This window comes from Candidatus Phytoplasma sp. AldY-WA1, from assembly GCF_020312115.2.
GTDB classification, from domain to species: domain Bacteria; phylum Bacillota_I; class Bacilli_A; order Acholeplasmatales; family Acholeplasmataceae; genus Phytoplasma; species Phytoplasma vitis.
Genome location: NZ_JAHRHX020000002.1, coordinates 17,026 through 40,550, shown reverse-complemented (window position 1 = coordinate 40,550; position 23,525 = coordinate 17,026). Strand labels below are relative to the sequence as shown.

At 22.6% G+C, this 23,525-nt stretch carries 17 protein-coding genes; 7 read left to right on the top strand and 10 right to left on the bottom strand.

The features are described 5' to 3' along the window. Positions 1–433 precede the first annotated feature (433 nt). A complete protein-coding gene (locus tag KTO59_RS00325; RefSeq protein ID WP_284928139.1) occupies positions 434–3,256 on the bottom strand; it encodes a S1 family peptidase in 2,823 nt (940 codons plus the stop codon). Between the two features lie 271 nt (positions 3,257–3,527). Here KTO59_RS00325 and hrcA point away from each other — a divergent pair, with 271 nt between their 5' ends. From hrcA to KTO59_RS00295, 6 genes are all read left to right on the top strand, one after another. After that, the gene (gene hrcA, locus KTO59_RS00320) at positions 3,528–4,553 is read left to right on the top strand and encodes a heat-inducible transcriptional repressor HrcA (RefSeq protein ID WP_225696286.1); all 1,026 of its coding nucleotides are present in this window, start codon (positions 3,528–3,530) and stop codon (positions 4,551–4,553) included. 26 nt (positions 4,554–4,579) lie between these two features. Beyond that, positions 4,580–5,479, top strand: a complete 900-nt coding sequence (locus KTO59_RS00315) for a nucleotide exchange factor GrpE (RefSeq protein WP_284928138.1) — start codon at positions 4,580–4,582, stop codon at positions 5,477–5,479. Further along, positions 5,466–7,340 carry a molecular chaperone DnaK gene (gene dnaK / locus KTO59_RS00310; protein WP_284928137.1) on the top strand — a complete coding sequence of 625 codons (1,875 nt, stop codon included), beginning with the start codon at positions 5,466–5,468 and terminating at the stop codon, positions 7,338–7,340. The genes KTO59_RS00315 and dnaK overlap by 14 nt, the downstream gene beginning before the upstream one ends. Positions 7,341–7,437: 97 nt before the next feature. After that, positions 7,438–8,556 carry a molecular chaperone DnaJ gene (gene dnaJ, locus KTO59_RS00305; protein ID WP_284928136.1) on the top strand — a complete coding sequence of 373 codons (1,119 nt, stop codon included), beginning with the start codon at positions 7,438–7,440 and terminating at the stop codon, positions 8,554–8,556. A gap of 139 nt (positions 8,557–8,695) precedes the next feature. Then, complete coding sequence (locus KTO59_RS00300; RefSeq protein ID WP_284928135.1) at positions 8,696–9,685, top strand: lipoate--protein ligase; 990 nt, start codon at positions 8,696–8,698, stop codon at positions 9,683–9,685. Between the two features lie 229 nt (positions 9,686–9,914). After that, complete coding sequence (locus KTO59_RS00295) at positions 9,915–11,585, top strand: ABC transporter ATP-binding protein/permease (protein ID WP_284928134.1); 1,671 nt, start codon at positions 9,915–9,917, stop codon at positions 11,583–11,585. 103 nt (positions 11,586–11,688) lie between these two features. On the opposite strand, the gene KTO59_RS00290 is transcribed toward KTO59_RS00295, so the two are convergent. From KTO59_RS00290 to asnS, 9 genes are all read right to left on the bottom strand, one after another. Further along, positions 11,689–12,291, bottom strand: a complete 603-nt coding sequence (locus KTO59_RS00290; protein WP_225696259.1) for a nitroreductase family protein — start codon at positions 12,289–12,291, stop codon at positions 11,689–11,691. A 174-nt stretch (positions 12,292–12,465) separates the two neighbouring features. Continuing rightward, positions 12,466–14,397, bottom strand: a complete 1,932-nt coding sequence (gene thrS, locus KTO59_RS00285; protein WP_284928133.1) for a threonine--tRNA ligase — start codon at positions 14,395–14,397, stop codon at positions 12,466–12,468. Between the two features lie 126 nt (positions 14,398–14,523). Further along, positions 14,524–15,897 carry a tRNA uridine-5-carboxymethylaminomethyl(34) synthesis GTPase MnmE gene (gene mnmE, locus KTO59_RS00280; protein WP_284928132.1) on the bottom strand — a complete coding sequence of 458 codons (1,374 nt, stop codon included), beginning with the start codon at positions 15,895–15,897 and terminating at the stop codon, positions 14,524–14,526. Between the two features lie 41 nt (positions 15,898–15,938). Then, on the bottom strand, positions 15,939–16,886 hold the full coding sequence (locus tag KTO59_RS00275) for a DHH family phosphoesterase (protein WP_284928131.1): 948 nt from the start codon (positions 16,884–16,886) through the stop codon (positions 15,939–15,941). A gap of 106 nt (positions 16,887–16,992) precedes the next feature. Then, on the bottom strand, positions 16,993–18,495 hold the full coding sequence (locus KTO59_RS00270) for an extracellular solute-binding protein (RefSeq protein WP_284928130.1): 1,503 nt from the start codon (positions 18,493–18,495) through the stop codon (positions 16,993–16,995). A 1-nt stretch (position 18,496) separates the two neighbouring features. Continuing rightward, the gene (locus KTO59_RS00265; protein WP_225696252.1) at positions 18,497–19,408 is read right to left on the bottom strand and encodes a carbohydrate ABC transporter permease; all 912 of its coding nucleotides are present in this window, start codon (positions 19,406–19,408) and stop codon (positions 18,497–18,499) included. A gap of 21 nt (positions 19,409–19,429) precedes the next feature. Beyond that, positions 19,430–20,347, bottom strand: coding sequence for a carbohydrate ABC transporter permease (locus KTO59_RS00260; RefSeq protein ID WP_320412670.1), 918 nt, complete (start codon positions 20,345–20,347; stop codon positions 19,430–19,432). 9 nt (positions 20,348–20,356) lie between these two features. Beyond that, positions 20,357–21,451, bottom strand: a complete 1,095-nt coding sequence (locus KTO59_RS00255; protein WP_284928152.1) for an ABC transporter ATP-binding protein — start codon at positions 21,449–21,451, stop codon at positions 20,357–20,359. A gap of 30 nt (positions 21,452–21,481) precedes the next feature. Further along, positions 21,482–22,873: an asparagine--tRNA ligase gene (gene asnS / locus KTO59_RS00250; protein ID WP_284928128.1), complete on the bottom strand. Its 1,392-nt coding sequence runs from the start codon at positions 22,871–22,873 to the stop codon at positions 21,482–21,484. A 461-nt stretch (positions 22,874–23,334) separates the two neighbouring features. Here asnS and KTO59_RS00245 point away from each other — a divergent pair, with 461 nt between their 5' ends. Continuing rightward, the gene (locus KTO59_RS00245; protein WP_284928127.1) at positions 23,335–23,490 is read left to right on the top strand and encodes a hypothetical protein; all 156 of its coding nucleotides are present in this window, start codon (positions 23,335–23,337) and stop codon (positions 23,488–23,490) included. The last annotated feature ends 35 nt before the right edge of the window (positions 23,491–23,525 follow it).

Genomic DNA, 23,525 nt, shown 5'->3' with positions numbered 1-23,525 from the left:
CGTCTCTGAAGGAACTATTAAAGCCATTGTTAATACAGCTAAAGATATTGTTTACAGAATTTTTGATACTTTATCCAAATTAAAATATTGGTCATTGAATAGAAAAAAATAAAATTATTTAAATTAATATGTTTTTTGGTAGTTATAATCTTAGATATTATTGTTTTTATTTTAAAAAAAGTTCTAGATGTACTCACTGTTCTAAAAAAATGTAAATGCTTTTTTAAATCTAAATATTTTTAAAACCTCTTTTAATTAAAAACAAAAAAGACTAGTTTGTGTTAACTAGTCTTTTCGTTATTAAAAATGAATTTATTTACCAAAATTTATAACAGTGCGAATTTCTAATCCAAAAATTTTAAATAAATAAAAGATAATTCATAAAAATAAAAAAATTTCAACATTAAAATAATATTTTGAAAACGTAATATTATCAAAATTTTCTTTTTATACGATGATTAGAATAAATAATAACAATAAATAGAATAATAAGAACAAATAAAAAAGAAAAAATTAAATTCAAATTTTCTTTTAATTTATATATTTTAAAAAAATTAAATATATCTTTTTCTTTTAATAAAGAAACTTTAATAAAATTATGTGGTAAATTATTAGATTCTTCCAAAATATTATTAAATCCTAGAAAATTACCTTTATTGTCGAAATATAAAAAATTAAATTTAGAATTAGCAATTTTATTTTTCTTTTTTAAATCAAATACAGAATCACACAAGAAAAAATCATCTGTTTTATAACTTACAACACCTTTGAACATTTGAGGAAAATAATTATCATTATAGTTATTTATTAAAAAAAATATTTCTTCTCCTAAATTTAAATTTTCAGAAGATCTGGTCGGAATAATATCGTAATTATTCGCAGATTCAAAAGTTATTAAAATCAAATTATTATTTCCTAATAAAAAACTTTTAATTTGACCTTTTTCTGTTTGATAATCATCATTATGAAAAATAGTTATTTTAATTTCATTAGAAAAAATATTTTTAATCGATTCTATTAACGATAATAACTTATTATTATTTGTATAATTTGTATAAGTAGATAAAACAAAATATAAAAAATTATTATTTGGTAAAGATTTTTTTTGAAAAACAATTCCATTACCACTAATTTCTGGATTTTGATCCCAAACAATTAAAGAATTTTTTATTTTCTTTAAATTATCAAATTGAAATTTTTCATTTATTTCCATTTTATCATTATTTTGTTCATAAGGATAAACCAATTCTAAAGATATAAAGGGTTCATGTTGTTCTTTTAACCGAATATCATCGATATTATAAATTTTAATTTCATTTAAATTATTTGGACCCTTTTTTTCAAAAATAATGTCATTTGTTTCTTCATTATAAGCGATTTTTATTTGCTCTTTTTTAGGATTTAAAGAAAATATTTGCTCTTTTTTATAAAAAATAACTACTAATTTAATATTTAATTTTACTTCTTTTTCTTCTTTTATTAACTCAGAAGTAATTGATTTTATTTTTTTATTTCGAAAATAATTTAATAATTCTTCAATTTTAATAGTAATATTATTTTTATTCTTTATTGAAAAATTTTGATTTTGTTTAAAAGGTGGAAATGAATTTAATTCATTTTGTAAATAATCATAATCTTCTGGTAAAATTTGAAAAAATTTTTTAATTGGATTTTTTTGATGTAATTCAATTATTCGATTACATATTTTTTTAACATGTTCAATATTAAGACATTGAGAAGTTCTATCTGGTATATAATCACTTATAATAATACTTTTATTTATACCTATAATTTCGAAATTAGTATTAAAAACAGGACCCCCGCTATTACCTGAATCAATTTGGATATCAAAAGAAATTTCTTTTTCATTATAATCAACAATATTACCTTTTTTTAATAAATTTACTCCCCAAATAATATCTGGTTTTGCAAATAAATCTATATTTTTATCTTTCGAAAGAGTATCGAAATTATCCAAAGTTAATTTTTGTGATTTAATTTGAGAAATTTGAGACCCCATACTATAAATAGCTTCACCTTGATAAATATTTATTTTTTTCTTAGGTAAAACTTTATTTAAAATTGTTTTTATTTCTTCAAAATTTTTTTTATTTTTATTTCTAAAAGTTAAAATAGCTATATCATCATATACATCTTGATTATTTATAAAACCAAATATTTCCGCCTCTTCTTGAAAATAAATGTTAAAAAGTGTAATTTTTATTGATGAATATTCTGAAGCTTGTTTCAATACATGTCTATTAGTTAAAACATAATAATCATAAAATATTTCATTATTTTCCATTATTTCTTTAACACAAAAAATAAAACCAGAACCTAAACTGAAAAATTTATTTTTCATAAAATTTTCGACTTTAATCAAAAAAGTGATTTTATTTAAATTTTTTATTTCTTCATCGAAAGGATAATTTAATTTTGTATTTTCTAGGTTATTTTTTTGTTCTAAATTTTTCTTTTCGATATTCAATTGATTTATTTGGCATTCATATAATATTATCTGATCGAAAATATAATTTAAAAAATTTTTTTTAGAATCAATTTTAGATTCGCTATTATACAACCCTAAAAACAATCCTTCTTGATCTAAAAAAATTTTATATTTCTTTTTATCTAATTCTAACCAAAAATAATATTTATTTGTAACATCAATATCTTTTTCAGAAGATGATTCTGGTTGTTTTAAATTAAATTGACATTTAAGAAAATAAAAAATAGAATTAGATGTTATTATATGATTAATTGTAATATTAGGATCTTGATTTGGTACAGAAATACCTATAAATTCTCCTTTAGTATTGAAAAATATTTTATTTTTTTCTCCTTTGATAGAAATAGGCAAATATTCTTTATCGTTTAAATCATAATTTTTACTTACAATACCTTCTTGAAAAGGTTCTATATGAGACAAAATATCTAAAGTAAAAGCATATACTACATCTCCTTTATTTAAACGATGAGGTTTTAAAATAAAGGATGGTTTATCTTTTTTAAAATCAAAGATATTTTGAATCTTTTTTTGCATGTCTTCTATCATTTGAATTTTTTCTTTTAAAACTTTATCTTTTAAATTAAATGTAATTTGGTTTTTTTTATAATCATTTTGAATAATTTGATTTTGATATTTAATAAATAAATATTTATAATAAAAAAACAAAAATAATAAAAATATCAAAAAAAATAATATAAATCTTTTTTTATTTATAAAAGATAAAACGATATTATCTATTTTTTTCAAGTGTTTTTTTCATTTTCTAAATTATTGTTTTAAATTTTGAAAATCTATACAATAATATTTTTTTACAATTATAAAAATGTAAATAAATTAATAACTAATTTAAAAATTACAAAATACTCTACTTATTAATAATATATGAATTAAAAAAGTTTTTATTTATTTTTTTAAAAATATTAATTTTATTATTGCAATTTATAAAAAAAATAATATAATAATATTAGCAGTCATTATAAATGAGTGCTAGAATTGATCGACACTAGAGGTATGAGAATTGCTTTCAAATCGCAAAAGATTAATTTTAAAGGCTGTTATAGAAAATTATTCTAAAGAAGTTAAACCCATAGGTTCTGATTTTTTATCTAAAATACCTTATTTAAAATTTTCCAGCGCTACTATCCGTTATGATATGTTGCAATTAGAAGAAAAAGGTTATTTAATCAAAAATCATAAATCTAGTGGTAGAATTCCTTCTTTAAAAGGTTATGTTTTTTATCTTAATAATTTAATGACTCGCAAACCAGAAACGAAAGAAATTTTAACTTTATTTGAAAAAATAATTCAAAAAAAAAATTCAAATAAAGAAAAAATTGTTCAAGAAGTTTTAAAATTATTATGTAATTTAACGAATCATGCTATTATAGATATCAAACCTGATATTTTAAAAACAAGCAAAATTAAAAAAATTGATTTGATTTTTGTTAATTCTCGGCAAGCAGTTATTTTTGTTCTTACAAATAAAGGTCATTTGCAACATCAAAATATTTTTTTAGATGAAGATAAAGAATTTAAAGTAGAAGATTTAAAAATAATTGTAAATATTTTTAATAATTTGTTAATCAATAAATATTTAAACGAAGCTTTACAAATTATCCAAAGTGATCTTTGTCAAGAACAAATCAAAAAACATATTAAATATCAAGAAGAATTAATACAATTTTTTTTAGAAGCTTTTTATAAATTTTATAATAATAATACTTCTTTTTATGGTATTTCTAATTTTTTAACTTCTCAAACAGAACAAGAAATTATAAATATTAAAGATATATACGAAATTTTAAATACAAAAAAATTAAGTGATTTCTTTTACGATTCGAAGGAAGTAATTTGTAAATTAGCTAATCAAATTAGATTAATTCCTTATAAAAAATTTATTTTTGTTTCTATTCCTTACAATATTAACGAAAATGAAAAAGGATTTATAGCTGTTTTAGGTTCTAATGTAATTAAATATTCAGAAATTATACCTATTTTAGAATATTTATCAGCTCATATATCTCATTTATATGAAAAAAAATAAATAAAAGGAGTTTTATTTGAGTTAAAATGAATGAAAAAAAAGATAAAAATTGTCAAAACTGTTCTTGTGATAAAACTCAAAAAAACGAGAATATAAACGATTGCACACAAGGAAGTTGTCCAAAAGATACTTGTGAAAAAGGCGAATGTCAAACAAACAATTGTCCAAAAGGAACTTTTGAGCAAGAAAATTGCCAAAAAGAAAATTGTTCGAAAGGTAATTGCACACAAGGAAATTGCCCAAAAGATACTTGTGAAAAAGGCGAATGTCAAACAAATAATTGTCCAAAAGGAACTTTTGAGCAAGAAGATTCATGCGAAAATAATTTCTGTTGCAAAGACAATAATCAAGGTTTTTGTGATAAAAATAAAGATAATCAAAAATGCACTAATGATTGTTCTGAATTAGTTAACGATAAAGAAGAAATTGAAAAATTAAAAATAGAAAATAAACAATTACAAGAAAATTTATTAGAAATCACTAAAAAATATGCTAATGAAAAATTAAAATATCAAGCAGATTTAGATAATTTTCAAAAAAGAATTCAAAAAGAAAAAATGCATTCTTTAAAATACGCTTCTATGAATTTAATTACTGAAATGTTAGCTCCTTTAGAACAATTAGAAAAAGCTTTAGAAATGCCTACTGAAGAACCTTTATTAAAAAATTTTTTATTAGGTTTTAAAATGATTTTTAAACAAACAAAAGATATTTTGAATAAAGATGGTGTTCAAGAAATTAAAGCTTTAGGCGAAAAATTTAATCCTGAATTTCATCATGCAATTGAAAAAATATCAGATAAAAATAAACCAAACGGAATTAACTTAGCAGTTATAGAAAAAGGTTTTTTATACAAAGATTTAGTTATTAAACCAGCAATGGTAAAAATAAACGAATGGAGTGATAATTCAAATGAAAACAAATAAAATTATTGGAATCGACTTAGGAACAACTAATTCTTGTGTTTCTGTTATGGAAGGCAAAGAAGCTAAAGTTATTATTAATTCAGAAGGTGGAAGAACTACACCTTCAATTGTAGCATTTAGAAATGATGAAATTTTAGTAGGTGAAGTTGCTAAAAGACAAATGTTAACTAATCCAAATACTATATTGTCTATTAAAAGACATATGGGAGAAAAAGATTTTACAGTTAATATTAAAGATAAAAAATATACACCTCAAGAAATAAGCGCAATGATTTTAAGAAATTTAAAAAAACAAGCTGAAGATTATTTAGGAGCAGAAGTAACAAATGCAATTATTACTGTACCTGCTTACTTTAATGATGCCCAAAGACAAGCTACTAAAGATGCTGGAAAAATTGCTGGTTTAGAAGTAAAAAGAATTATTAATGAACCAACAGCTGCTGCTTTAGCTTACGGTATTGATAAACAAAGCGATAAAGAACAAAATATCTTAGTTTTTGACTTAGGTGGAGGAACTTTTGACGTTTCTATTTTAAATTTAGCAGAAGGTAATTTTTCTGTTTTATCAACTTCTGGAGATAATCTTTTAGGTGGAGATGATTTTGATAACAAAATCATTGAATTTTTACTAAAAGAAATTAAAAAAGAACATTTAGTAGATTTAAGCAAAGATAAAGCTGTAATGCAAAGATTAAAAAGCGCTGCAGAAAATGCTAAAAAAGAATTAAGTAATGCTATGTCTGCTCAAATTTCTTTACCATTTTTAACAATGATCCAAAGACAAGAACAAGGAAATTCTGTCGGTGAATCTATTCATTTCGAATATAATCTAACAAGAGCTAAATTTAATGAATTAACTCAAGATTTAGTTGATCGTTGTTTAATTCCTTTAAAACGTGCTTTGAAAGACGCTGATATGACTCCGGGAGAAATTCATCAAGTTTTATTAGTAGGTGGTTCAACTAGAATTCCAGCTGTTCAAGAATTAGTTAAAAAAGAATTAAATAAAAATACTTTAAATAAAAGCATTAACCCTGATGAAGTAGTTGCAATGGGAGCTTCTATTCAAGGTGGTATTTTATCAGGAGATGTTAAAGATATCGTTCTTTTAGATGTGACTCCACTTTCATTAGGAATTGAAACTTTAGGAAATGTTTTTACTAAATTAATCGAAAGAAATACAACAATTCCAACAACAGCTAAACAAGTATTTTCTACTGCAGAAGATAACCAAACTTCAGTTGACATTCATGTGTTACAAGGTGAAAGACCTTTAGCAAGAGAAAACAAAACTTTAGGTAATTTCCGTTTAGATGAAATCCAAGCTGCACAAAGAGGTATTCCACAAATAGAAGTGACTTTTGATATTGACGTTAATGGTATCGTTTCTGTCAAAGCTAAAGATTTAGGAACTAACAAAGAACAAAAAATTACTATTTCAGGAAGTGGTTCTTTATCAGAAGACGAAATCAAAAGAATGATTAAAGAGGCCGAAGAAAATGCAGAAGCTGATAAGATTAAAAGAGAAAAAATTGATACTTTAAATGAAGCTAATAACTTAATTTTCCAAACTAGAAAATCTTTAGAAACTTTAAAAGATGAAGTTCAATCAGAAGAAAAAAATAAAATTGAAGAACAAATTAAAGATTTAGAAGAAGCTTTAAAACAAGAAGATGTCACAATTATTAAAGACAAAATGAGTCTTTTAGAAAAAGAAACTCAATCAATAGCTATCAAAGCTTATCAAAAAGCTCAAGAAAAATCAAAAGAAAATTCTACTCATGATAATTCTAAATCAGAAAATGAAAAAACTTCTAACCCAGATGAAGTAGTAGACGCTGAATTTAAAGAGAAAAAATAATTTTCTTTGACAGAATGTAAACCAAAAAAAGAAATTAATCTTTTTTTGGTTTCTTTATTAACTATAAAATTTAATATAAAACTAGAGGGGTTTTATTATGAAATCTAAAAGGGATTATTATGATGTTTTAGAAGTTTCTAAAAATGCGAGTGATACAGAAATTAAAAAATCTTATCATAGGCTTGTTAAAAAATATCATCCTGATGTATCTAAAGAAGATAATGCTGCTACAAAATTTAAAGAAGTTCAAGAAGCTTATCAAGTATTAAGTAACGCGCAAAAAAGAAGTGATTATGATCGTTTTGGGCACCAAGATTATAGTAATTTTAATAATAGTGGTTTTCAAGGATTTAACCAAGGTTTTAGTAGTTCCGATTTTGGCAATTTTGATGATATTTTTGGAAGTTTTTTTGGAGAAAATCGAACTAATAAACAAAAAAATACAAATAATGTTAAAGATAAATACGTAGAATGTGTTATTGATTTTTTAGAAGCGTGTTTAGGTGGAAAAAAAGAAATTAAGGTTGATTTCGAAGAAGATTGTAAACAATGTCATGGCACAGGAGCACAAAATAAAACAGATGTTAAAATTTGTAATTATTGTAATGGAACAGGACATATTACCAAATATCAAAGAACTTTTTTAGGAAATATCAGTACCCAACAAGTATGTTCTTATTGTAGAGGCGCAGGTCGAATAATTGCTAAAAAATGTTCATTTTGCAAATCTTCTAAAAGAGTTTTAAATGTTAAAACAATAAGCATTGATATTCCTGCTGGAGTAGAAGATGGAATGACAATGAAACTTGATCAACAAGGACATGGAGGACACTTAAATTCAAAAAATAGTGACTTATATATAACTTTTAAAATTCGACCTCATGAAATTTTCGAAAGAGAAAAACAAAATATTATTTCTACTGTTTGGATTAATTTTTATGATGCTATCTTAGGAAAAGAATTAAGTATTCCTACTATTTATGGCGAAGTCGAATTAAAAATACCAGAAGGAACACAAACTCATACTAAATTTAAATTAAAAAATAAAGGTATTCCTTATTTACATTCAAATTTTCGTAAAGGAGATCATTTTGTTATTGTCAAAATTAAAACTCCTACTAAATTATCTAGTCATCAAAAAAAACTTATTGAACAAATTAAAGAATTGGATACATTTAATGAAAATATCAACAAAAATAAATCTTGGTTTTTTTAAGGAAAATAAAATTTTTTGAGAAAAAATTTTATTTATCGATATAATAAATAAAAAATAATTTTAGATTAAAAATTTTAAATTAAAATTATTTTTTTATAATATTCTTTTGGTATCTTGTTGTATCTTGAAAGGAAAATCAATGATTTTAGTAAAATATAATAGAGTAAAAGATTTGAAACCTTATTTTTATTTCGCTTTAGAAGAATATATTTTGAATAATCTTTTAAAAAAAGACGAAGTGTTTTTTTTTCAATGGCAAATTAAAGGTGTAGTTATAGGAAAAAATCAAATTATTGAAAATGAAGTAAATTTCGATTTTACTACAAAAAATCAAATCAAATTATTTAGAAGACCGACAGGCGGTGGATGTGTTTATAATGATCCTCAAACACCTCTTTTTAGTATTATTACTGCCAAAAAAGATAAAAATTTTAATTTCCGAGAATATTTAGGAAAAATTATTGAAGCTTTTCAAAAATTAGGAATTAATTTATATTTTAGTGGTAGAAATGATATTATGTTAAATGAAAAAAAAGTTTCAGGAAATGCCTTTATGCAAAATAAAAACGGTATGGTAATTCATGGAACTTTACTTTATGACTGCGATATTGATACCATGGTAAGATGTATTACTCCTAATAATGAAAAACTAATTTCTAAAGGAATCACAAGTGTTTCTTCAAGAGTTACTAATTTAAAAGAACATTTAAATGGAATGTCTCAACAAGAATTGATGGATTATCTAAATAATTATTTAACAAATGAAGAATATAATTTAACTTTAGATGAAATATATAAAATTGAAAAAATGGCAAAAAAATATTCTTCTAAAGAATGGATTTTTGGAGAACATCCTACATATGACAAAAATTTAAAAAAACGTTTTCATTGGGGTAATTTAGAAATTTTTTTATCTTTAAAAAACGGCAAAATATTGAAAATAATTTTTAAAGGAGATTTTTTTCATAAAGAAAATAATTTATCAGAATTTTTAGAAAAATTTATCAATGTTTCTTATAACAAAAAAAGTTTACAAGAACTTTTGAAAAATATTGATATCAAAAATTATATTATCGATGCCTCTAATGAAGATTTACTATCTTTATTAGAAGAAGGAACTCTTTATTAAAAAATAAATTTTTTTAAAATTTAAAAATTTCGTTTTTTATAAATTTTTTTAAATAAATTCAAAAATAAAATAATTAATAAAAAAACATCTATTTTTAATCAATATTTTGTTATATTAAAATAGATATATTTCTTAAAATGTTCTATAATTATTTTATATATTTTATTAAGTTGAGAAAATTTTAATATAATAAAAAAATTATTTTTATAAAGAAGGAAATGAATAATATATGTTTCGAATAAATAAATTAAATAAAAGTTATATTGCTAAAGGTGGGTTTATTACGCCAGCTTTATCTAATATTTCGCTTACCTTACCTGATAAAGGAATGTGTTTTGTTTTAGGTAAATCAGGTTCTGGTAAATCTACTTTTTTTAATATCTTAACTGGAATAGATACTGCTAGTGATGGACAAGTTAGTGTTGCTAAAACTGATATTACTAATTTTAATCAAAGACTTTTAGATAACTATCGTAATGGGATGATTGGTTTTGTTTTTCAAGAATTTAATTTAATGGAAGATATGACCGTATTCGAAAATATTATTTTGACTAATCAATTGCAAAATAAAAAACCTGATATTAATTTAATTTACAGTTTATTAGAAAAAGTAGATTTAGATAAAAGTTTTTTGAATCGTAAAATAAATCAACTTTCAGGAGGGCAAAGACAAAGAGTAGGGATCGTAAGAGCTTTAGTAAAAAACCCTAATATTATTTTCGCAGATGAACCTACTGGTAATCTTGATAGTGAATCATCTAGTCAAGTTTTTGATTTATTAAAAGATTTATCTAAAGAAAAATTAGTAATTGTTGTGTCTCATGATAATGAAAATGCTTATAAATACGCAGATCGTATAATTGAAATGAAAGACGGTCAAATAATATCTGATTACATACGTAAACATAATATGAAAGATAAAGTACAAGAAGAAAATTCTTTGAAAGTAGGGCAAATTTTAACTCAAGAAATGTTAAATAACTTATCAAAAAAACGTATAAATCAAAATGATCATTTTCAAAATAATTTCTTACCAACTGATCAAAATAAAATTATTCAAGAAAGCAACGATTTTATTTCTTCTCCTAGTCGTTTATCTTTGAATTTTATTTTTAAAAATGCTTTGAAGAGTTTTAAAAATAAAAAATTCTTTTTAATTTTAACTACTATAGTAACTGTATTTGTTACATTAATTTTCAGTGGTACTTGTTTTAGTATTTTAGCTTACAAAAGTAGTGGAATCATTAATCATTGTAGAACAATATCAGAATGGGAAATACAATCGAATTTGTTTGAAATTCTAATTTGTTCAATATCTAAAAGTGTTATTTTTGTGTTTGATGAGTTAATTACTAATAAATTTTTTTTATTTTTTGTCACATTCATTCCTGGTATAATGATTTTGCTTTATTTTAATATGAGCGCTAAACTACAAAAGGGTAAAATAGGGATTTTAAGATCTTTAGGTTCTAATGGTATTAATGTTGGGAAAATTTTTGTTGTAGAGGGTTTTATTTTCGCACTTATACAAACATTTTTAATTTTTGTTTTAACATTATTTTTATATCCTTCGACATTTAGTTTTTGTACTATGCAACCGATAGTAGGCAAAGATATAAATAATCATTTTGCCGACTATAAGGTTCAATTGGATGAATTTACAAACTTTACAAAAGAAGAAATTATAAAAGCGTTATTAGACAAAAATAATTCTAATTATTTTATTAATTTTTTGAGAAATATACGTTATCCTTTTTTAATTTGGAACCCTATTTTAAGAGTTTTATATTTTATTCTTTTAAATTTTAGTTTTATTTTCTTTTTAACAATTTTGTTTACATCTTTTATTATTTATAAATGGTCTACAAAAAAACCGATTGATATTTTAAATAATAGATAATGATTTTATAAAAAAACCGCTAATTAAGCGGTTTTTTTATTTATATATCAAGTTAAAAAAATTAAGAATAAAAAAATATATACTCTCGATTATGTATTTTTTCTTATAAAAAAGAAACAAATTCTTTAGGATTTAATTTAAAAGCTTTTTTATTTTTTATAACATCTTTTTCGGCTTTTCCCACAGCAATCAAAATCATAGGAGTATAAAAATCAGGAATATTAAAAAGAGTGTTTATTTTTTTAAAATCACATCCACCCATAAAACAAGAATTATATCCAAAATTTTGAAGAGTCAAAACAAAATTAAGAGAAATAATTCCACCTTCTAAAAAAATTTCATTTTGTAATCGATGAAAACTTATATTATCAAAATAATGCTTTATTTTATTCATTATAAGTTCTTTATTTTCGTTAGTTATTTCTCCATTTAATACTTTTTGACTATAAATATATTCTCCTGAATTTTTTTTATTTAAATTTCCGCATACTAAAACTATAGCAGAACTAGTTTCTAATTGAACCGAATTACCTTGAAGAACTTTTTTTAATTTTTTTTTATTTTCTTCACTTTCAAAAACAAAAAAACGCCAAGGTTGTAAATTAAAAGAAGAAGGAGTATAACGAATATCATTAAAAATTTTTAACCATGTATCATAAGTTATTTTATGATTTTTTTGGAATATTCTAACTGTTTCAATACGCATAAAATATTTTCCTTTAAATATTTTTTTTATTATTTTGATCAAAATAATAAATAATAAAAAATTAAATAAATAAAATAATTTAAATTACAAAATCACTTAATTAAAGCGTATTTTTTTAAAAAAAATAATTCCATCAATTTAATAAAATAAAAAAAATTTTTATAATTAAGAAATTTATTTTTTTTCTATAATAATTTTATTTAACATTTGAATAAAATCATCAACAAACAATGTTTCTTGTTTGTTACTTTGATATTTTCTAAAAGTTAACAAATTACTTTTGATTTCTTGATCGCCTATAACTATTTGATAAGGAATTTTACTTTTTTGTGCTTCTTTTATTTTATAACTTAAACTTAATTCTTTATCATTTAACTCTACTCTAAAATTATTTTTAATTAATAAATTTTTAATTTTTTGAACATGTTCTAAATGAAATTGATTATTCACAGGGATTAAAACAATTTGTATAGGAGTAAGCCATAAAGGAAAAGCTCCTTTATTTTTTTCCATCAAATAAGAAATAAATCTTTCTAAAGTAGAAATAATAGCTCTATGAATTACAATAGGGGTAATTTTTTTATTATCAGGACCTATAAAACTTAAATTAAAATTTTTTGGTAATAAAAAATCTAATTGAATAGTTGATAAAGTTTCTTCATTTTTTAAAGCAGTTAAAACTTGAATATCTAATTTAGGACCGTAAAAAGCAGCATCTCCTTGAACTTCTTTAAAAGGAATTTTATTCTCTATTAATATTTCTCTTAAAATAGATTCTGATTTTTTCCATATTAAATCATTATCAAAATATTTATTTTTATTTAAAACATCTCTTGTGCTTAAATTAAAGCTATATTCTGTAATATCAAAATCTTTATAAACTTCTAAAATAAAATTAATAATTTGAGTAATTTGTTCTTTAATTTGCTCTTCGTGAATAAAAATATGAGCATCATTCAAAGTCATTTCTCTTGTTCTTTGTAAACCAGAAACAGCTCCTGAATGTTCATAACGATGCATCATTCCTAATTCTGCAATTTTAAAAGGTAATTCTTTATAACTACGTAATTGTTTTTTAAAAATCATCATATGATGTGGGCAATTCATAGGGCGTAAAACTAATTTTTCTTTATTAGCAAGATCCATTATCGGAAACATATTTTCTTTATAAAGTTCTAAATGACCAGATTGTTTATATAATTTAGTGTTAGCTAAAATAGGAGTATAAACGTGTTGATAATCATAATTAAGCTCTTTATCAATAATATATCTTTCTATAATACGTCTTACAGTAGCCCCATTAGGTAACCAAAAAGGAAGTCCTAAACCTACTTCTGGCGATAACATGAAAAAATTTTGTTCTTTGTTAATATTTTTATGATCACTCTGTTTTCTTTCTGTTAATAAATTTAAATGTTTTTTTAAATCTTTTTTATTAAAAAAAGAAACTCCATAAATTCTTGTTAAAGACGAATTATTAACATCTCCTTCAAAATAAGAACCAGATATTTTTAATAATTTAAAATTTTTCATAATATTAGTATTAGTCAAAAGAACATTTTCTAAATGTAAATCTTCAAAATCTTGACAAGAATAAATATTAATTAAATTAATATCTTTATTTTTTTTTAATATTGATAGTTTATATTTATTGAAATTAAATTTATCACATGCTTCTTTATGAGTTATTTGTTTTTTAATAATATCTAATTTTTCTTGAGAAATTTGTTGCATCATTTTTTCTATTGTAGATAAATCATTATGAGAAAAAACAATATCTTTAAAATCTACTTCGCAATAAAAACCTTCTTTATGACATGAGATCGTAACTAAAAGAGAATCGGGATAAATTTTTTTAATAGCTTGTAATGTTAAAAAAGACGTATTATAATTCAAAATTTTTAAACTTTCTGGATGTTCCGAAGTTATAATTTCTAAATCTCCATCAGTATCTAATTTTGTTTTTAAATCGATTAGTTTTTTATTGAAATAAGCTGCTATTGGTTTTTGAGAAAAATTCATTTGATTTTTTTCTATAATTTCTAAAACATTAATTCCTCTCGAAAATGCTCCAGTTAAACCATTTTTAATTTTGATATTAATCATTTTAAATTTATAATTCCTTTTTTATTTTTATCTGAATAACAGAAATTATATATAAAATTAATATTAAATAAAATAAAAAAACAAATTTTTAATTAATTATTATATTTACTATTAATTTTAATATTTTTATTTTCCTAAACAAAAATTAGAAAATAATTCATTTAGTAATCCATCTGGAATATTTTTACCTAAAATATTATTTAAAGCGTCATAAGATTCTTTTAAATTAATGGTATGGATATCGATAGGCATTTGATTTTCGATATCTAAAATAATATTCCGTAAAGATGTTAAAGCGATATTGATTTGTTTAATATGTCTAGCGTTAGATAAATAATTGAAATCTTTATCTTGAATTTGATCTAATTGAAAAATTTTTAAAATATTATTTTTTAAATCTTCAATGCCTTCTTGAGTATGATTAGAAATGGAAACCATTTCTTTTAAATTTTGCTCCAAATTAATTTTTGAAGGTAAATCAGATTTACTACCTATTATAATTCTAGGATATTTTTGAGTTAATTCAAGTAATATTTCATCATCTTTTTCTAAATAATTACTTTTATCTAACAATAATAAAACTAAATCTGCTTTTTGTAAAAGTTGTTTAGTATTTTCAACTCCTATTTTTTCTATTGGATCATTAGTTTCATGAACTCCTGCTGTATCGATTAAAAACAAAGAAATACCTTTAATATTTAAAAAGCCATCTACATAATCTCTGGTAGTTCCTGCGATATCAGAAACAATAGCTCTTTTTTCTTGTAACAAAACATTTAATAAACTAGATTTACCTACATTTGGTTTTCCAATAATTAAAGTTTTAATTCCGTTTTTTAAAAAACGATTTTTAAAATATAAATTTAAAATTTCTTCCATTTGCGTAATTAATTCTTGAACTTGAGGCAAAATAATTTCATTAGTCATTTGTTCAATATCTAAATATTCAGGATAATCAATATTAACTTCTATTTGTCCTATTATTTTCATAATTTTCTTATTTAAATTCTCTACCAATTGAGAATTTTTTTTATGCAAACCTAAATTCGATAATTTAACGACATTTTCGTTTTGAGCAAAAATTAAATCCATAATTGATTCCGCTTGAATCAAATCTATTTTATCATTTAAAAAAGCCCTTTTACTAAATTCTCCTGGTTGAGCTAATCTAATATTTAAAGATAAAATTCTCTCTAATAATAACTGCGTTATTAAAATACCACCATGACCCTGAACTTCAACAACATCTTCACCAGTAAAAGAATGAGGTTTTTTAAAAACAGAAATTAAAACCTCATCTAAAATATTTTGATTTTGATCTAAAATAAAACCATAATGAAGAGTATGCGAAGGCGCTTTTAACAAATCAAAATTTTTTTTAGCACTTTTAAAAATTTTATTAATATTTTGTATGGCTTCAGATCCACTCACTCTTATCACACTAATACTTCCGGTTCCTAAAGGAGTAGCGATAGCAGCAATATTATCATGATCAAACATAATCTTAATTTTTTACCTCATTTAAATAAACATAAATAAAATTATTTTTGATTATTTTCAAAATTAAATTTTTTAATAGATGTTTTTATTAATTGAATAATTTCATTTAATTGTTCGTTTGTTTTCAGAATAACTCCACAAGCTTTTTTATGACCGCCGCCACCAAATTGATGAGCGATATCACTTATTTCTGGGCCTTGAGTACGAATACTCAATTTAAAATTACCATTGGGTAATTCGAAAATAAATGCCCATACAGGATTATTTTCAACATAACTTAAAATATTTAATATCGAAAAAGCTTGTTCAATATTGATCTTAAATTGTTGAATGGTTTGACTAGAAAATTTAAAATAAATTAAACCTTCTTCAGTAACACAATTATTGCATACATAACCTTGAAATTTTAATAAATCTAAACTTTTAAAATTTATTTTTTGATCGATTTCAAAAACATCAAAACCATATTCTAATAAACTAGCTCCGCATTTTAAAGTATTAGAATTGACTCTTTCAAAACGAAAATTACCTGTATCAGTGACTATACCTGTATATATAGGTAAAGCTCCTTGTTTAGTTAATTTTAAATTATTATATTGTTTAAAATGATAAATCATTTCTGAACAAGAAGCGAAATTACTATCTATCCATTCATATTCACCGATTTTTTCTATAAATAAATGATGATCAATTCGAATAATCATTTTTCCTAATTTATATCTAGGATCACTGATAACTGAACTTTGGCCACAATCGACAACAAATACTAAAGCTTCTTGATAAGTATCATCTGTTATTTGATCTTTGATACCTAAAAAGGATAATTTAGGTTCTTCTTCTCCAACAACATAAACTTTTTTATTTGGATAAGTAGCCGTAATTATATCTTTTAAACCGAATTGAGAACCATAACAATCTCCATCAGGTTTTTTATGACCATGAATAATAATTGTATCATTCAGTTCAATTTGTTTTTTAATAAATTCCATGTTAATATCATCCTTGTTAATGTTTAATTTTTAAAAAATGCATAATTTTAATTGAATGAAAGAACGATATTTATTCAAAAAATATCTTCATATATAAATGATTTTTTTAATTTGTCAATATTCTTTGAATAGCTTCATTTAATAATTCTTCAATTCTTTTTGCTTTATTGACATCTTCGACATCTTTGTCAATCGTTAAAATATCTATAAATAAATCTGCTATAATATTTCTAAAAAAATCTGAATTTTCAAAAATCGAAGTAGTAAAAAAATTATCTTTTTCTGCATTCTTTGAAATAAAATCTTTCGAAAAAGCTTTAAAAAATGCTTTCTTTGATTCTGTTTCTTCATTTGATTTTTCGTCTTTTATATAATCATCTATCTTGTCTATTTCATTTTTACGCTTAATATTAAAAAATTTATTTTCTTGTAAAAATTCTTTATAAACATCTGTAGAAGTTAAATATTTTAAAAAAAACCAAGAAGCTAACATTTCGTCTTTATTTTGAGAATAAAATAAATTAACATTTGAACCTTGTAAAATATTTTGATTTGATTTATCATCAAAAGTAGGTATATTTGTATAACCTAATTTAGGAATAAAATCATTTTTGATACATAAAGTGTCTAATCTTCTTGTTGATGTAATATAAAAAGCAATATTGTTTTTCATAATAAGTTCAGGAACTTTATCTTCTTCGCCAGTTAATTTGCCTAAAGTGAAATATTTTTGATCGTATTTTTCTTTAAAATCTTTCAATAAATTTTTAACTTGAGGTTCTTTTAAAAATTGTTCAGTTTCTTTTTTTGTTATTGGGTAGGTTATTCCTTTTTGTTTCGTAGAAATGATAAATAAATTAGATTCACTATCAACAACTATTGGTATAAAATCTTTTGGATTTGAAACTTTTAATTGTTCAGATATTTCATCCATTTCCTTCCATGTCAGTGAATCTTTTTTTATTTTACCTTCTTCATCTACTAATAATTCATTATTTGATTTATTGCGGATTGGTCCTGCTGTTTTTAATAAATCTTTATTATAAAACATAATTTCTGTTGTTTTTAAAAAAGGTAAATAATAATGTTTCGGTTCATCATTTTCTATTTGGATCTCTTCAAAATAACATTTTAAAAAATTATTTTTTTTCAAATCATCTTGAAAATCTTCATCTTCTTTTATAAAATCATCTAAAGGAAGTACTTTATTAGATTTATGATAAAAGCCTACATGATCCGGATAAGAAACAACTAAATTAGGTTGTTTATCCACAGTTAAAGCGTTTGAAACATGTTTAAAAATTTGGCCCCAATTGCCTTTATTATCTGCTAAAACCTCGATACCAGGATGATCGGTTTCAAATTTTTTAATAATTTTTTTTAATACTTCGCCTTCTTTATCATATAAATTATGCCAAAAAGTAATTTTAACCTTTTTTGAAGGATTTTTTTTTTCAAAATCTTCTTTAGCTTTTTGAAATTGTTCTTTGTTTAATGTAAAAGGTTTTTCTTTTAAATTGTTTTTGTTAGAAATAGCTATTATATTCAATATACAAGTAATAATAAATAACAATAAAAAATAACTGAAAAGAAATAAAAAATTTTTCATTTTATCCCTTGATACCACTTTTATTTTCTCCTGAGACAATATATTTTCTAAAAAAAATAAAAATCAAAATCAAAGGTATATTAATTAAAAAAGCCACCGCCATTTGAATATTTATATTTTCCCCTATTTCATTATCAAAAGTTTTTCTGGCCATATTAGTTAATAATTTAGCTCCCATTAATTCTGGCCAAGCATAAGCGTTCCAACTAGCCACTATTCTAAAAATAACAGTTACAATAATACTCGATTTAGTAATAGGAACTAATATTTTCCAAAGATACTTCCAATTACTAGCGCCATCTATTTTAGAGCTATAATATAATTCTTTCGGAACACTATTAAAAGTTATTAATAAATGTAAAATATGAACGATATTAATCAAATAAGGAATAATTAAAGCGTAATCAGTCCCAAACATGACTCTTGAGCCTCTACCATAATCAACCCAACCTAAATTAGAAACAATTCTATAATTAATGATGGTTAATGTTTCACTCGTTGTCATTAAAGCTAAATATAATAACAATTTTATGACAGATTTATAACGAAAATGAAAAATATTACTTAAAGCATAAGCTGTTACAATAGAACAAAAAGTTCCCAATAAAGTAGATAAAAAAGTAACTCTCAAAGTATTCCAAAAATAAGGTATAAATTGAAATTGCCCTTGGAAAGCTTTTCCGTAATTTTCTAGAAAATGGAATCCTTTTTTAGGCAATGATAAGGCATTATCTTGAATAATTTCTAATGATGTTTTCGTAGATGTAATGAACATCAAGTAAAAAGGTAAAATAAATAAAAAAGTAACTAAAAACAAAAATAAATATTTCAAAAGAGATAAAAAATCAATTTTTTTAATTCTCATTATTAAATTACGCCAAACATTTAATAAAGGTTTTTTTATACTATTCATTATATTTTTATAACCTTTAAATTAATTTATTTTTTTTTTAGAAAAGATAAAACTTGTTATTGTAAATAAAATAGAAATCATAAATAATATAATCGCCGCTGTTGTTCCTTTAGCATAAGATTCAAAAGTCGAACTAGATAATTGATTATAAATATAACCCACTATTGTTCTTATTTTATAATTATGATTATGTCCAAATAAACCCACAACAGATTCATATTCTTTAAAAACAGCTAACATCTCTATAATAAATTGATAAAAAATAACAGACTTAATCAAAGGCAAAGTGATTTTAGTAAAAATACGCCATCTAGAAGCTCCATCAATTTTAGCGGCAGCATAATATGATTTATCAATGTCTTGTAAAGCTAAAATAAAAACAAAAATTTTAAACGATAGTCTATTCCAAATATTATATAAAATTAAAACAAACATTTTGTGACTATAAGGCGCGGTTCTATTAATCCATTCATGGTTATAACCAAAACCTAATTTTCCTATAAATGTATTAAATAAACCATTTGGTTTATTAGAACTAATACCAAAATTATAATAAAAGAAAATACCAAAAATCATTCCCATAACTACATTATTAGAAATTAAAGGCAAGAAAAAAAAAGTTTTAAAAGTATTTTTAAAAAAATAATTTTTAACATTATTTAAAGCTAAAGCGATCATTAAAGCAATAAAAATAGAAATCGGAACTACTACAACAACTAATATTAAAGTATTTTTCAAAGCATAAAGAAATTCTGTATCTTGAAAAACTTTTTGATAATTAATAAAACCGATAGGAAAATGACAAGTATCACTAAATTTATCATAATGCGTAAAAGAAATAATGAAAACTTTCACTAAAGGATAAAAAGTAAAAATAGTTAAAATAATCAAAGCAGGAGTTAAATAAAACCAATGATTATTTTTTTTCTGATTTATCATATTTAACATTTAATAAATCCTATTACCGCTTTGTTTATCAAAAATAAAAAATCTATTTTCAACAATATTGAAACGAATTTTTTTTTTATAAACATGAGATAAATCTAATAATTTCTGTTTATAAGTAGGAATAATAATTTGAAAGGTTTTATGAACTGAATGAGGATGTTTAGCTAATAAAAATAATTCTCTTCCAATATTTTCTAAAGCTATGCCTTCTACTTCGAAAAGACCATTATCTTCTATATTATATCCTTCTGGTCTGATCGCAACATGAACTTCTTGATTCATATTATTAAATCTAGCATGAGTCAAAAGAACTGTATCACCTATCATCAATTTGTTATCTTTAATTTGTCCGTTAAAAATAGAAATATGCGGCACACCTAAAAAAGATGCTACAAATAAATTAACGGGGTCTTCATAAATTTTTTTAGGAATATCTTTTTGTTGAATAACACCTTTATTCATGACATAAATTTTATCACTAATAGACATGGCTTCTTCTTGATCATGAGTTACAAAAATAGCTGTAATTTTTGTTTTTTTTTGAATTCTTCTAATTTCTTCTCTCATTTTTAAACGCAGTCGAGTATCTAAATTAGATAAAGGCTCATCTAATAATAAAATTTTAGGATTTTTAATTAAAGCTCTAGCTAATGAGACTCTTTGTTGTTGTCCTCCTGAAAGTTCAGAAGGTTTTTTATCTAAATATTCTTCAATAGAAGCTAAAACAGAAATTCTTTTCACTTCTTTTTGAATTTGTTCATCTGAAAATTTTAAATTTTGTAATGGAAAAATAATATTTTGAAGCACAGTCATATGTGGATATAATGCATAATTTTGAAAAACTAAACCAATGCCTCTTTTTTCAGGAGGAAGATTGGTAACATCTTTATCATCAAAAAAAATTTTTCCTTTAGTAACTTGGGATAATCCGGCAATCATATAAAGAATAGTTGACTTGCCACATCCTGAAGGTCCTAAAAGACTTACTAACTCTCCAGTAGGAATTTCTAAATTAATTTGGTCAACGGCGTAAGATTTTTTTTTATTTTGTTTATTTACAAAAACTTTAGAAACGTTATTTAATATTATTCCCATCATTAAAATCCTCTAATAATTTTTATTATTTTAAAAAAAACCTTTTTTAGAAGCTCTAGGAAACGCTATAACATCTCTAATATTATCTAAACCAGTTAAATAAAGTAATAATCTTTCGAATCCTATTCCGAAACCTGAATGTATGCAACCACCAAAACGACGTAAATCTAAATACCATTCCAATTCTTTTGGAGAAATATTGCATTTATGCATCTTATCTTTTAAAACTTCTAAATTTTCTTCTCTTTGAGAACCACCTATTAATTCTCCAATTTTAGGAACTAATAAATCCATAGCGGCCACAGTTTTGTTATCTGGATTATTTTTCATATAAAAAGCTTTGATATCAATAGGCCAATCGATAACAAAAATAGGTTCATCAAAAAAATTAGTTAAAAATTTTTCATGTTCTGTAAATAAATCTGAACCATAAAAAGGTTTATTTTCGAATTCAACGCCACTTTTTGATAAAATTTCGATGGCTTCAGCATATTTAATTTTTTTAAATTCTTTTAAATGAGCTATTTTTTCTAATCTTTGAATTAAATTTGGTTCTATATTTTGTTCTAAAAATAAAAAATCTTCTTTATTTTTTTCTAAACAATTTTTAATAATATATTGAAGCATTTTTTGAGCTATTTGCATATTTTCTTTTAAATCACAAAAAGCCATTTCTGGTTCGATCATCCAAAATTCTGATATATGTTTGGAAGTATTCGAATTTTCAGCTCTAAAAGTAGGACCAAAAGTATAAATCTTTTTAAAAGCTAAAGCCATCGCTTCGCCTTCTAATTGGCCGGTAACAGTTAAAAAAGTTGGTTTTTCAAAAAAATCTTGTTTAAAATCGACCTTTTTATTCTTATCCAAAGGGACTTTATTTAAATCTAAAGTAGTCACTTGGAATAATTCTCCTGCGCCTTCACCATCACTTGTAGTAATAATAGGGGTATGTGCCCAAATAAATTCTTCTTTTTGAAAAAAATCATGAATAACAATACTAGCTGTATTTCTAATTCTGAAAACAGCTCCGAAAAGTTTCGTTCTAAATCTTAAATGCGCTACTTGACGTAAAAAAGCTTTAGAATGTTTTTTAGATTGAATAGGATAAGAACCATGATTCTCTCCTAAAACAATTATTTTATCAGCTAATAATTCAAAAGGCTGAGCCGCATTAGAAGTAAGAACTAAATTACCTTCTAAATATAAAGAAACTCCTACTTGTAACTTATCTTTGATTTCTAGAAAATAATTTTCTTGAACGTTTTTATAAACTACTTGTAATTCTTTAATAAAAGTACCATCGCTTAAATCACAAAAAAATAAATTTTTTTGAAAACGACAATTTTTAATCCATCCATTAATACAAATTTTTTTATTTATATTTGAAATATAATTATCATAAAGATATTTAACAGAACACATTGTTTCCCTCTTGAATAAATTTTCAATTTTTATTTTTTTTAAATTACATCTTTTTTTGAAATTTAAATCAATAATTTTCTATTTTGAGATATTTTAAAAAAAATAATAAATTAAAAAATAAAATTTATTTAAAAATCTAAACTTTTTTACAATAAAATAATTATTTTTAAGACTTAATACTTTTTGAATTAGATAGTAATATTATATCAATATTTATAATATTTTAAATAAATTTTAATCTTAATTAATTTTAATTTTTCTTTTATTTCAAAATAAAAAGATTGTATATTAAAAAGAAAATTGAATGATATTAATATAAAAATTATTTGTTTAATTGTTGGTTGAAATAAAGAAAATCATATTTGTCTTAAATTTTTTAATAATGAAAAAATTACAGATATGAAAAAACATCTTAGAGAAAGTAAAAAATAACGCTTGTTATAAAGTTATTAATAATTTTTATGATTAAAATAATATTAGTGAATAACTGCAACTTTAACCAATCATGTAAAGATGGAAAACTTTCAAAAGATGTCAAAGACATAACAATAATTAAAAAAATAGTTCAAATATTTATTAAAAAATTACTTTATAATTATGATAAATATTTAAAATGAAATGTATATCAAGAATAAAAAAAATTAAATATTTT

Bases quoted from the DNA above. Each gene is read 5' to 3' on its own strand.
- KTO59_RS00315 (WP_284928138.1), top strand. From the start codon at position 4,580: ATGAATGAAAAAAAAGATAAAAATTGTCAAAACTGTTCTTGTGATAAA.
- dnaK (WP_284928137.1), top strand. From the start codon at position 5,466: ATGAAAACAAATAAAATTATTGGAATCGACTTAGGAACAACTAATTCT.
- dnaJ (WP_284928136.1), top strand. From the start codon at position 7,438: ATGAAATCTAAAAGGGATTATTATGATGTTTTAGAAGTTTCTAAAAAT.
- KTO59_RS00300 (WP_284928135.1), top strand. From the start codon at position 8,696: ATGATTTTAGTAAAATATAATAGAGTAAAAGATTTGAAACCTTATTTT.
- KTO59_RS00295 (WP_284928134.1), top strand. From the start codon at position 9,915: ATGTTTCGAATAAATAAATTAAATAAAAGTTATATTGCTAAAGGTGGG.
- KTO59_RS00290 (WP_225696259.1), bottom strand. From the start codon at position 12,291: ATGCGTATTGAAACAGTTAGAATATTCCAAAAAAATCATAAAATAACT.
- thrS (WP_284928133.1), bottom strand. From the start codon at position 14,397: ATGATTAATATCAAAATTAAAAATGGTTTAACTGGAGCATTTTCGAGA.
- mnmE (WP_284928132.1), bottom strand. From the start codon at position 15,897: ATGTTTGATCATGATAATATTGCTGCTATCGCTACTCCTTTAGGAACC.
- KTO59_RS00275 (WP_284928131.1), bottom strand. From the start codon at position 16,886: ATGGAATTTATTAAAAAACAAATTGAACTGAATGATACAATTATTATT.
- KTO59_RS00270 (WP_284928130.1), bottom strand. From the start codon at position 18,495: ATGAAAAATTTTTTATTTCTTTTCAGTTATTTTTTATTGTTATTTATT.
- KTO59_RS00265 (WP_225696252.1), bottom strand. From the start codon at position 19,408: ATGAATAGTATAAAAAAACCTTTATTAAATGTTTGGCGTAATTTAATA.
- KTO59_RS00260 (WP_320412670.1), bottom strand. From the start codon at position 20,347: ATGATAAATCAGAAAAAAAATAATCATTGGTTTTATTTAACTCCTGCT.
- KTO59_RS00255 (WP_284928152.1), bottom strand. From the start codon at position 21,451: ATGGGAATAATATTAAATAACGTTTCTAAAGTTTTTGTAAATAAACAA.
- asnS (WP_284928128.1), bottom strand. From the start codon at position 22,873: ATGTGTTCTGTTAAATATCTTTATGATAATTATATTTCAAATATAAAT.
- KTO59_RS00245 (WP_284928127.1), top strand. From the start codon at position 23,335: ATGATTAAAATAATATTAGTGAATAACTGCAACTTTAACCAATCATGT.